Annotated in this window: 11 protein-coding genes; 3 read left to right on the forward strand and 8 right to left on the reverse strand. The window is 44.4% G+C overall.

All coding sequences use genetic code 11. From position 1 onward, the window contains the following. The first annotated feature begins 11 nt into the window (after window positions 1–11). Window positions 12–1,214, forward strand: coding sequence for an MFS transporter (locus tag L3V43_RS18855; RefSeq protein ID WP_235368449.1), 1,203 nt, complete (start codon window positions 12–14; stop codon window positions 1,212–1,214). Window positions 1,215–1,339: 125 nt separating this feature from the next. On the opposite strand, the gene L3V43_RS18860 is transcribed toward L3V43_RS18855, so the two are convergent. The 4 genes from L3V43_RS18860 to L3V43_RS18875 are packed head-to-tail and all read right to left on the reverse strand — an operon-like array spanning window position 1,340 to window position 4,529. Then, entirely contained in the window at window positions 1,340–2,578 is a 1,239-nt protein-coding gene (locus L3V43_RS18860) for an ATP-binding protein (protein ID WP_235368450.1), read from the reverse strand. 7 nt (window positions 2,579–2,585) lie between these two features. After that, window positions 2,586–3,275 (reverse strand): response regulator, encoded by a 690-nt coding sequence (locus tag L3V43_RS18865; protein ID WP_010603913.1) that lies wholly within the window; start codon window positions 3,273–3,275, stop codon window positions 2,586–2,588. Then, window positions 3,275–3,679, reverse strand: coding sequence for a DUF3019 domain-containing protein (locus L3V43_RS18870; protein WP_227388036.1), 405 nt, complete (start codon window positions 3,677–3,679; stop codon window positions 3,275–3,277). The genes L3V43_RS18865 and L3V43_RS18870 overlap by 1 nt, the downstream gene beginning before the upstream one ends. Further along, window positions 3,654–4,529, reverse strand: a complete 876-nt coding sequence (locus L3V43_RS18875) for a MipA/OmpV family protein (protein ID WP_237117159.1) — start codon at window positions 4,527–4,529, stop codon at window positions 3,654–3,656. Before L3V43_RS18875 ends, L3V43_RS18870 begins: the two co-directional genes overlap by 26 nt. A gap of 210 nt (window positions 4,530–4,739) precedes the next feature. On the opposite strand from L3V43_RS18875, the gene L3V43_RS18880 reads away from it, so the two are divergent. Beyond that, entirely contained in the window at window positions 4,740–6,743 is a 2,004-nt protein-coding gene (locus L3V43_RS18880; protein ID WP_237117158.1) for a beta-propeller domain-containing protein, read from the forward strand. Window positions 6,744–6,835: 92 nt separating this feature from the next. Here the strand turns inward: L3V43_RS18880 and L3V43_RS18885 are convergent, their stop codons facing one another. The 4 genes from L3V43_RS18885 to L3V43_RS18900 are packed head-to-tail and all read right to left on the reverse strand — an operon-like array spanning window position 6,836 to window position 9,963. Beyond that, window positions 6,836–8,089 (reverse strand): ATP-binding protein, encoded by a 1,254-nt coding sequence (locus L3V43_RS18885; RefSeq protein WP_237117157.1) that lies wholly within the window; start codon window positions 8,087–8,089, stop codon window positions 6,836–6,838. Continuing rightward, on the reverse strand, window positions 8,089–8,781 hold the full coding sequence (locus L3V43_RS18890) for a response regulator transcription factor (protein WP_237117156.1): 693 nt from the start codon (window positions 8,779–8,781) through the stop codon (window positions 8,089–8,091). The genes L3V43_RS18885 and L3V43_RS18890 overlap by 1 nt, the downstream gene beginning before the upstream one ends. 8 nt (window positions 8,782–8,789) lie before the next feature. Beyond that, a complete protein-coding gene (locus L3V43_RS18895; protein WP_102058272.1) occupies window positions 8,790–9,161 on the reverse strand; it encodes a DUF3019 domain-containing protein in 372 nt (123 codons plus the stop codon). A gap of 10 nt (window positions 9,162–9,171) precedes the next feature. Then, a complete protein-coding gene (locus L3V43_RS18900; RefSeq protein WP_010603906.1) occupies window positions 9,172–9,963 on the reverse strand; it encodes a MipA/OmpV family protein in 792 nt (263 codons plus the stop codon). A gap of 246 nt (window positions 9,964–10,209) precedes the next feature. Between L3V43_RS18900 and L3V43_RS18905 the strand changes: the two genes are divergently transcribed. Beyond that, entirely contained in the window at window positions 10,210–11,367 is a 1,158-nt protein-coding gene (locus tag L3V43_RS18905) for a serine hydrolase domain-containing protein (protein ID WP_237117155.1), read from the forward strand. The last annotated feature ends 41 nt before the right edge of the window (window positions 11,368–11,408 follow it).

The raw sequence follows: 11,408 nt of genomic DNA on the forward strand, positions 1-11,408 counted from the left end.
AAGGAAACAAAATGACTAATTTAGCCAGCAATGAGGGGATGCCAGAGGCGGGTGATGCATTTAGCCTGAAGCCGCTGATGTTTGAGACATTTGTTTGCACTATGGCTGTGATGGGGTTTACTGCGTTAGCAGGTCCTATTGCCCATGTGATTGGGCTCAAAGCATGGCAAATTGGCGCGGCGATGACAGTTGCTGGAGTTGCTTGGGTTATTATGGCACGGTTCTGGGGAAGCCTTAGTGACCGAAAAGGTCGGCGCCCGGTGATACTCTTTGGGCTTACAGGTTTTGTCATTAGCTATGCATTTTTAGCAGTCTTTATCGACTTTGCGATGCAGACCGCATTAGTGCCCGTGCTTGCATTTTCAGGCATAGTGGTTGGACGTGGATTCGCTGGGATGTTTTATGCTGCGGTACCAGCGACCTGCGCCGCTTTAGTCGCGGATCATGTTGTGCCTAAACAACGCGCGGCAGCGATGGCGGGGATTGGTGCGTCAAGTGCGGCTGGTATGGTGATTGGTCCTGGGTTTGTTGGACTACTTGGGCCTTTTAGCTTAAGTATGCCTTTGTATATTTCCGCAATGTTGCCCCTTATTGCCCTGATTGTTCTTTGGCGGGTACTGCCAAGGTACGAACGACATGCAAAACCCAGCAACAATCGCGTTCGTTTAACGGATGTAAGGCTACGTCGACCTGTTACCGTGGCTTTTATAGCAGCTTTTAGTGTGGCTGTTGCGCAGATCACAGTTGGCTTTTTTATCCTTGATAGGCTTCAGCTTGACCCTGCTGACACTGCACGTGCTGCAGGGATTGCACTTGCGACTGTTGGTGTGGCACTGATTATCGCGCAAGTAGCACTCCAGAAGCTTGAATGGCAGCCTGCGCGGCTAATCCAATTCGGCGGAGTCATCGCTGCCGCTGGATTTGTGTCTGCGATTTTTGCATCAGCGCCTATCTTGCTCTGGGTTTGCTATGGTGTCGCTGGCTTTGGTATGGGATGGATATATCCGTCTGTCTCTGCTTTGGCTGCCAACTCGGTGGAGTCTGATGAGCAAGGTGCGGCGGCCGGAACGATTTCGGCGGCGCAAGGACTGGGTATTGTAATTGGCCCGATTGTTGGAACTGTTATTTATGAAATAGAGATTGGGTTGCCGTATGGGCTAATAGCAGGAATGCTATTATTAGTCGCTCTGATCCCAGCTCGCACTCGCGCTTAATCACCCAAAATTCGGGATAGTTACTTGCTCTTTAGCCGTTGTTATCTCTTAGGGTAGCGTCCGTCAACTTCTATATGCCTTGAATACACGCACATAGGTCAGCAGGTGTGCGTGTGATCAGAGTTTCAAGATGAAGCGCGGGGCAAAGTCAGCGTGAACTTCGCGCCGCCAAGTTCGGAAAACCCAACATGGCAACTGCCGCGATGCCAAGTGGCGATTTTACGCACGATAGCCAACCCGAGGCCATAACCACCGTTGTCTTTACTGCGACTTTCATCTAAGCGAGAGAAGGGAATAAAAACCGATTCCCACTGAGATTTAGGGATCCCATCGCCATCATCCTCAATATGAAGATAAGCGTTGCTTTTGTCACATTCAAGACTAATTTCGATGTTTGAGCGACCGTATTTATCGGCGTTTTGCACAATATTTTGAATGGCTCGAGAGAGGTAGTGAGCGTTACCTGAGACGATAACCTGCATGCTCTTTTTATTAAGAGTTATTTGTTTATCGGTGAGCTTACGGAGTTTGTTTATCTGGTCGTCGACAAGCGCGCAAAGATCCAGTGGTGTTACCTCAAGTTTATCTACTTCAAATTCAAGCCGTGCGTAGGCTAGCATTTCATCAATCATGGCTTCCATTTCGACCACATCATCCGCCATATCGTTTGCTTGCTCACGGCTTTGCTCTGGTAACATGGCTAAAGCAAATTTGAGTCTGGCAAGTGGGGTTCGCAGGTCGTGAGAAACCGCATTAACGAGTAGTTTTTGATTTTCAATTAGCCTTGCGACTTGAGATGCCAAATCGCGGATCTGCTCGGTTAAATTTGAAATAGCAGAAAACCGGGAATGTCGGGTCGCTTTGGGCAGTTGACCTTGAGTGAGATTTTCGGTGATATACCTCAGTTGCAATAAATCAAGCCACAAGGGCCGTATCCACAGCATAAGTAAAAATGCGAGCACGGCATAAGAAAGCAATTTGATGACCCATTGTTTATTGGCAGCTGAAGCGGCTGGTGCTAATGGCCCTAGCTGCATCAGTAATGTTGAATCAGGTACTTTGAAAGTCAGCCATGCGCTACCTTCATCGTCAAAGCTCGTTAAAATACCACCTTGAACTAAAGTGCCGGCTTGCTCTGGAAGCCAAGCGACATCGTCCATGTTGAGTATTTTCACGGTTTCCGACTCTTGGGGTAAGTTGTGTGAGGAAATACTCGCTTTGAGCGTATTAGCAACTGCTTTTGCGTGTCGTAACTCATCGGGCGCGGAGTGCACCCAATGAGACCAAATAGCTTCGCTCACTTGGTTAATAACGACAATGCTGGTAAACACAGCCAAATAGAGGCTGAGCAATAGTTTTAGCACAAATACACTAGCCCCAAGCAGACTTAGAGCAGAGGTAGCCCTTGCCCCACACGGTAATAAGCCTTGCAGGTTGCTCTAGATTGTCGCCAAGTTTTTTACGTAAACGGCTAATACGTACATCAACGCTTCTATCTAATCCGTCATATTCGCGGCCAACAACATGTTTATAGATATAGTCTCGACTCAGCGTTTCGCCCGCATGACCTGCCAATGTCTTTAGTAAATCAAATTCATAACTGGTTAGTTCAACTTCGTCACCTGCCAAGTAGACCTTACGGTCCGATTTATCTATTTGTAATTCCCCTAAGGTAATGGAGTCAGACTGAACTTCATCATTTTGTGTGCGTCTTAATAGCGCATTCAAGCGGGCAAGTAGCACATATGGCTCAACGGGCTTGATAATGTAATCATCAGCACCGATTTCAAGTCCTTTTACATGGTCGAAGTCGCTATCTTTGGCGGTAAGAAATAAAACCGGCCCTTTAAAATCACCGCGTGCAGCTTTGCAAATAGAAAAACCATCAAGGCCTGGAAGCATAATATCTAAAATGAGAATGTCAGGTTTTTCGGCTTCTATCGCTTTAATGGCGTTAATACCATTGTGTAATTGAACGACTTCAAAGCCATTATGGATTAAGAACTTTGCGGTTAACTCCGCTAGTTTTACATCATCTTCGACAAGTAATACCTTGGCCATTAAAACACACTCCAATCGCTTCTGAGTTTGCGTCTATATTGTTGGTTGACGCTTGTGTGTACTTCAATATTTTGTTTTGCAACAACGTTATTTTTAGCATCTTTTAGGGTAAAGAGCATGGACTTTGAGAGGTGGATAATTTGTGTTGATTTTGCCTCCTTGGCCTGCTCCCAGCATTGTAATTTTTGTTTTTCCTGAAATAAACAGAGGTCCATTTTAGCGGGCGATTGCCAAGCAATTTTTGCCGTCATTTCGCAGCGTTGCCCTGCTTGTTTCACCATACATGTAATAGGTTTTATTTCTAATTTAATGCCATTGTTGGGTTTGGTTAAAGCTTTACTTGGTGCGCTGAAAATTATAATTGTGATTAAGTACAGCCTAAAATTCATATTTTCCCCCGACAAAAACCGTCGCGGTATAGCTATCCTCGACTATCGGGCTATCTGTCATTGTGCTATCAAGTTGCTGATATTTAGCGTTAAATTTGAAGGTCCAAGACTCACTTACGGGATAAGAGTAGGCAAAGCTAACATAAGGCTGGAAGCTTGAACTGCCTTTATACCATAGCTCACTATTCGGTGTATCCGCTTTGTCTATGCCGTAGTAATAGTCCACCAGTTGTCGACTTTTCCATTTTAGCCCCGCTTTAATAAACACATAAGTGTTAGGTGAATTATTGAACCTAAAACGATAGCTAACCCCAACATCGGCATTGTAACCTTGATAAGTGTTGGTGATATCGGTGAGCCATGATGCGCTGATTTTTACGCTATCACTTATTATCCAGTGGGCTAAAACGCCGCCATCTATGGCCCATTTTCTCGATTCGATATCGTCTAAGGAGATAGCGGTTTGCTCTGCGGCAAATTCACCGCCAGGTAGCTCATTGCTGGCATCAAACCCCATTTTTTGCACGAATATATTACTCGGGTGAAATTTTTCGAAATAGGCCTGCTCGGTATTAAACGTGCCGATCAAGCTAAGATCAAATTTATCAGTGTAGTGAAAGGTATAGCCCAAAGTCCCATTATCAAGAAAGAGGTGTTCACCGTAATAACTAATATAGGGCACAACAATCAAGGGAATATTTTCACCGTCATGGAGTGGGTTGGAGATCACGCCGCCGCCAAGCGCAATGCCAAATCGCCATTCATCGACTGGCGTACACTCGCTGTCATTGGCGTCACATGGCACCACCGTGGCATTTACCTGAGTGGTAACCAGCAAGGTTAAGGCCATTAATAACTTATTCAACTTGGAACTCCAGTTCTGAATTTGGGCTTTGCACTGGCTTTTTAGAGGTGTCAATCAAAGCGCATTATTACTACCAGTGTAATTTACCAGTCGCTGTACAAATTACCAGAAAGGGTAACATTAAATAACAAAACAAGTAGCGAAGATAACAGAAATTTTAGTGTGAAAGTTTAGGCTTACGTTGGCACTTAACTTACAAGGAAACATATCATGAGATGCAAAATTTGGCTCAGTCTTCCGCTTGCCGCTAGCCTTTGCGCATGTGGTGGTAGTAGCGACAATGATGAAGATAAATTACCAGAACTCAACGCGCTTAATAATAGCTCTGCGCCGTTGAAGTCAGCTTCATCAGCTCAGTTTAGTCAGTTTATCAAAAACGGCATTTTCGTTGCCAGCGGTGGGTTGAATAATGGCGATGATTTAGAAAATCCATCTGTAATCACAGATAGTGCACCTTACTCAGGCACCAATCAACTGGTTGAAGGGGTATCAGAAAGCGACCGGATTAAATTCGATGGTCGTTACTTATTTATCGGCGGCTCGACCAGCGTTGCATACACGGATACAGACAGCAAAACCTTCGTTAGGATCTTGGATACTGAGGCTACGGATGTCCCTACACAAGTTAATGAATTAGCGGTATCAGATTCAGAGTTTGCAAGCCAAAATCTTTACCTTAAAAACAATCAACTCATCAGCGTATTAATGGACTATGAGTATGACTTTGCTGATGGTATGTCTGAACTGGATGTTCAACCTGAAGTAAATTATCAAGGCGTGATTGAGCTTGCTTTTAGTAACGTATCCCTACCCGCACAGGCTGAGGTCGAAAAACGCTTTCAAATTGATGGTTCATTAGTTGGCAGCAGATTAATCGGTGACAAACTCTATGTTATCGCCGACCACACTATACGCTACAGTGGTTTTAATAGCGCTGACAAAGTAGCAAGCTACAATCGCTTAATGGATACTAACATTAACGATTTATTACCCCAATTTAGAAATTTAAAGCAAGGAAGTGTAGCGCCACTGGTTGCCGCAGATGGCTGTTATTTGCCAGCAGATGCTACCGCGCAAGATGGATATAATGGCTTAACAACAGTGACTGAGATTGACATTCGCAATCCTGATGAGGTGAAAACAACTTGCGTCAGCACGCGCACCTTTGGTTTTTATATGTCTGCAACAGCAGTGTATCTTTACAATTACTCGTTTAATGGCAGTGATGGTGATGTCAACACATCAATCTGGGATCCATCAGGCATAGTATTACATAAGTTATTGTTAACGGACGAAGGGGTGACGTACCAAGCAACAGGTGAGGTGGAAGGTCAACTTGCTCGTGTCAGCGAGACGATGGCTGCGACTCGATTTGATGAAAAAGATGGCGTTCTGCGCGTAGTAACGAGTCAGTATGATACAGATATCGGTAATAGCCATAAGTTGTATATGCTCAAACCAGAAGGGAATGAACTCAACACTGTGGCGACGCTACCAAATAGCCAAAATCCAACCCCTATTGGCAAGGTTAATCCGGATACGGGGCTTGTGGATGAAGATATTTATGCGGTTAGATATTTTAACGATACAGCTTATATCGTGACCTTTAGACAAATAGATCCTCTCTACGTTCTGGACTTATCTGACGCATCACAGCCTAAAATCGCGGGAAGTTTAGAGATCCCCGGTTTCTCTTCTTATTTGCACCCTGTTGGTGACGGTTTGCTTCTTGGGGTAGGTCAGCACCTTGGAGACCCTGATGGAAACGTGAAGCCCGGCACCAAAGTGAGTTTGTTTGATGTTGCAAATCCTGCTGAACCCAAGCTATTAAAAGATCATACATTTGCAGGGGGGTTTACACCGCTGGAATATGATTATCGCGCTTTGGCCATGCTAAAAGACAATGCCTCAGTAACTCGGTTCACTTTGCCGATTGTTTACTGGAATACAGAGCAAGTGAATGAAAGTAGTTATAACTGGTATAGCCAAAACGATCTCGCCGCATTTGAAATTATCCACGGTGTGGACTCAACACTCAGTTATCGCGGGAGTAGCCGTGCCGAGGTAGCAACGCCCATAGCGAGTGACAAAGCACTCGGGTATACCGAAGCAGATAGAGGGCTTATTCAGGCTGATAAACTGCTTTATATCCATGGCAACTACGTGTGGCAGAGTAATTGGCAAACGCCTGCTGACAACAGTGGACCACATTAATCCTAACTCCCTTTGAATATTAGGTTGTTGTACACTGTTTCGTTGCCAAGCGGTGAACTGTAGCACTGCTTACCACAGCTTCAGAGTTAACGTTACTTTTGCTGAGTCTGTATCAGCGAAACAGTGATTTTGGCCCCGCCCAGCGCGGGGCTTTTTTGAATTACGATGGTACCACCAAAACGAGTGACTATACGTTGCACAAAGGCCAAGCCAATTCCATACCCTGATTGTGATTGAGAATCGTCGCGATAAAATGGTAGTAACACTTTGTCTCGAACCTCGTTACTTATACCTATCCCGTCGTCTTCAATAATAAACTTAACCTTGCCATTATCGACTCGGGTTTCTAGTGATATTTTAGCGTTGGCATATTTTATCGCGTTAGATAATAAGTTATTGATTAGCATGCGTAAGTACTGGCCTTCACCGATTATCCAGCAAGGTTTTGACGAAAGTTTTAGTATTAAGTCATGATGGTGGGCGTTATTGGCTAACTGGTGAGCCATCGCATTCAAGTCAACAGGCTGAAGTTCCAAGTCGTCAAGGCGGTGCTGCAATCTTGCGTAATCTAAAATAGCATCAATCACTTGCTCCATTTCATCAAGGTTTTGGTTGATCCTATCTTCGTACTGTGCCCGCAGCTCATCATCATGAGTTTCAACCAGTGTGTCTAGCCCCATTCTTACCCTTGCAAGTGGCGTACGTAGTTCATGAGAAAGTCCGCTGCTTAATAGCTTCATGTCAGTCATTAACCCGGCTATTTGTCGTACCATTTGATTAAACGCTTGCTCAATATCCTTTAAGTACCATACCGTACCGACTTGCACGCGGGCGTTGAGTTCGCCTTTACCCAGCTGATGTGCGGCATTTTTGAGCTTTAACAGCCTAGCAATAAATGGGGTTAAAAAGGCGACGACAACAATCAGAACGATAGTGTAAAACAACAAGGTCATGAGCAGGCCATATTTAGTCTGGAATTGCTTCGGCATTGTCAAGATATAGATATTATCTTGGCTTGTAAGTATGCAAGCGCTTACTGATGATTCGCTTTCGAGGTAAATAAGTCGCTGTTGTGAGAGTGTGCTGCTTAAGCTCGCAGGGAGTGGATAGTCGGCCCTTGGTATAAGTTGAGCGGTTATTGTTTGGTGCAGTGGAAGCGCAGTAATTTGTGACTCAGGTATGTTGTCTTTAGCCATTGCGGCAATAATTGGTGCGGTTGTGCTAAGTGGATCGTAATGCGCTTCATTACTCTCGGAGGATGCGGCGATAAGCTTATCAAACACCTGACCTGTGATAACGCTTGTAAGCGTTAAGATGGTCAGTAAAGCAAACACAAAGCGCCACATTACCACACGTCCTTCGCCAACTGATATCCTTTACCCCATACCGTTTTTATTTTAAATGGGTCTTGGCCATCGTCACCTAGCTTCTTTCTCAAGCGCGAAATACGCAAATCTATAGAGCGGTCAAACCCATCATAATCAAATCCTCTGAGTGCTTTAGTAAGCTCATCTCGGGTAACAATTTGTCCGGCTTTACTGGCAAGTACCCAAAGCGCATCAAACTCATTGCTGGATAAGTTAACTGGCTGCTTTGCAAGGGTAACGTTCCTATCTTCTTTATTAATGTAGAGTGTGCCAAACTCAAGTGTTGCTTTGGGCGCTTGGTGTTGAGGTTGATGACGCCTTAATAGCGCTTTGATACGAGTTTCTAATAACCGGCCTCTTACAGGTTTTTTGAGGTAGTCGTCAGCCCCCATTTCTAAGCCGATAATTTCGTCAATTTCCTCATCCCGTGCGGTGAGCATCAAAATTGGGATGCTGAGCGACAGACGCAGTTGCTTGCAGACTTCAAAGCCATCTAAACTTGGCAGCATACCATCTAAAATCACCAAGTCGGGGGGAGAGGCTAAAACGTGCTCCAGCCCGTCTTGACCATCATGATATAGCCGCACTGAAAATCCTTTGGTAGAGAGGTAATCACTCAGCCACTGGGCCAACTCTTTATCGTCTTCTATTAGGACTAACTCGGCTACCACAACTACTCCTAGAAAAGTCGCCAACGCACGGCGTTACTTTTTTGTTGTTTAAACACCCAAGCATATTGCAGAGCATAGCTTGCGAGAATATCCTTGTTATCTTCTAAGGTAATGAGCAAATCTTTCTCAACTAAAATCTCGCCTTGCCAACTCGCGGTTTTTTGCTGCTGCCAACAAACCAGCTCTTTTTCATCGGCATGGAGACAAAAGTTACCGGTCACAGAGGTTTGCCAGGTCACTGAGAGGTCGATAAAACATTGCTGACCTTGTTCGAGCGCAACACATTGCCCTGGTTTTACGGTCCATACGGGGACCTTAATTTCTTCTTTCGCTTGAGTTTGCATAGCGAGTAGGGCTAAGCCAAATAGTCGTTTTTTCATATTTAGCTCCTTAAAATACGTAGCTAAGTGACAGGCCAATGCTTTCACCGTGCTCAATTCTATCGTTAAAACTGACAATTGCTTTAGTGATAGGGCTATCCATAATACCTGATGCATATTTGGTGTAGCTGACGTGGCCATCGACTATCCAATTTTCTGTTAAAGCGCGTGAAAATCCGAGCTTTACCCCAAGATTAGCCCCACCTTTGGCATCGTAATCTTTAAATGGTGCGCCACCGTAGTAATAATCTAACATGGCCGAGTTTCGGTATTGTGCACCGACTGCGCTATAAAAGTGCCAGTTTTTGTATTGCCAAGGCTTAGAGATCCACAATGAAGCGTAGCGACCATCTGAATAATCTGAGTTAATCACTTTTGGTGCAACAATAGCTCTAATTTGTAAGCCAAATACATTCCCTGTAGCTCTTACCCCAAGATAAGACGAAGTGTTTAGCTCATAGCGAGTCCCGCCAAAACGGTAATTTATTCGCCCATGAGCGGTTGAGAGTAGGGCATCAAATTCCCAATTTTCTGTTTCATAAAACTGATAACCGAGTGCAAGTGCTGGGTCATACTTCTCAGCGCGGCCTGGAAACTCGACAAATAGACCATTACTAAAATAGTAGGCGCCATGTACAGTGGGCGAAAGCGAGGTCTCGGCATTATTGTAAATATCGCTGTTGTAATTGATCCCGTAACCAATGGCCAAATAGCCGTGACCTTCTTTTTTTGCGTCAGTGCTTTTGGCCTGCGCTGCACTTGCGGCCATAAGTGAGGCTGCAATCAATAAATGTGTTTTCATAGCAATTTCTATTAGTTATTAATTTGCTAGTTACTGTAGTGAGTGTAAGCGAGTATAGCTGTATCGACTTTCTGCAAGTTGTATCGAATTGTATCAAGCTTGTTCTGGCCTTCCATAATGGTCTGACATTATGCATGAAAATAAAGGAAGTCGTTACTGTTTGATACATTTTGAAAAAGTCAGAGACAGCATGGCGTACATACCTTAGTTATTGTTTTATCACTTAAACGAAACGAGGTATTTCTCATGAGAACACTAAAACTGGTCACATTATTGTGTGGTGGACTGTCATTATTTGGCTGTAATGATAGTCAGTCGACGTCTAACCCTAAACCGAGCCCTGTCTCTCCTCCCGTAGCCGAGGTTGATTTTCAAGCGATGCTCGAACAAAGTGTTGAAGCGGGTATCCCTGGTATTGTGCTTTATATTGACTCGCCTACGCTTCAATTTTATGGTGCTGCCGGGTTAGCAGATAAAGAAAATACGATACCCATGACCACGGACGCTAGGATCCCAAATGGCAGTGCGGGGAAAAAAGTAACAGCGCTCTTAATGGCGATGTTGCATGAACAACAGTTATTAGATCTAGATGCACCGATAAGTGATTATTTGTCTGACGAACTTTTACAACAGATAGAAAACGGTGACGAAATGTATGTTCGGCAATTACTCAATCATACGGCTGGATTATATGATTATCTCAATGATGCTAACGGTGAATTTTTTGCTGCAGTATTACAACAGCCAGACTTAATAAAAACGGACAGCTTTGCGCTGCAGTTTGCCCTCAATCAAGACGCCAATTTCAAACCCGGAGCTGCGTGGAAATATTCTAATACTGGGTATTTATTGGCGGGCCTAATTATGGATAAAGTTTTAGGGGGGCATCACTCAAAGGCGATGCGTGAGTATATCTTTGAACCATTTGGCTTAAGTAGTATGAGTTATGGAGGGATCGAAAAGGCATTTGGTGAAATTGCATCAGGGTACTTTGTTGATGGTGAGGGTAATGAAATTAATACGCAGCCTTACTATGCCAATATTGGTGTGGCTGATGCGCCGATTGTATCGACGGCTAAGGATCTTGGTGACTTATTTAAAATCATGATAACTAGCCCAGATATTCCCGCTAATGTGCGTGAGCAATTGCTAGGAGAATCCGTATGGGTGGATACTGATGTCACCGGACAGCAATACAGCATGGGTATCTTTAGTGAGCACGTCGGAAATGAACCTGTTTATCATCATAACGGTGCTGAGATTGGGTATGCGACGTTAAATTGGTATCTGCCGTCAAAAAACATGGTTATGAGTGCAATTATTAATTGCCAAGGCTACAACCAATGCAATGCAGAGATTGACAAAATCTCAGATAAGTTACGCGATACACTTTTTGGTTTGTAAAGATAAGGGGCTACTCAGTGGTAGCCCCTCGGATCAATGCA

Origin of the sequence: Pseudoalteromonas sp. L23 (genome assembly GCF_021728455.1) — a bacterium.
Lineage (GTDB): Bacteria > Pseudomonadota > Gammaproteobacteria > Enterobacterales > Alteromonadaceae > Pseudoalteromonas.

Bases quoted from the DNA above. Each gene is read 5' to 3' on its own strand.
- L3V43_RS18855 (WP_235368449.1), top strand. From the start codon at position 12: ATGACTAATTTAGCCAGCAATGAGGGGATGCCAGAGGCGGGTGATGCA.
- L3V43_RS18865 (WP_010603913.1), bottom strand. From the start codon at position 3,275: ATGGCCAAGGTATTACTTGTCGAAGATGATGTAAAACTAGCGGAGTTA.
- L3V43_RS18880 (WP_237117158.1), top strand. From the start codon at position 4,740: ATGAGATGCAAAATTTGGCTCAGTCTTCCGCTTGCCGCTAGCCTTTGC.
- L3V43_RS18885 (WP_237117157.1), bottom strand. From the start codon at position 8,089: ATGTGGCGCTTTGTGTTTGCTTTACTGACCATCTTAACGCTTACAAGC.
- L3V43_RS18895 (WP_102058272.1), bottom strand. From the start codon at position 9,161: ATGAAAAAACGACTATTTGGCTTAGCCCTACTCGCTATGCAAACTCAA.
- L3V43_RS18900 (WP_010603906.1), bottom strand. From the start codon at position 9,963: ATGAAAACACATTTATTGATTGCAGCCTCACTTATGGCCGCAAGTGCA.
- L3V43_RS18905 (WP_237117155.1), top strand. From the start codon at position 10,210: ATGAGAACACTAAAACTGGTCACATTATTGTGTGGTGGACTGTCATTA.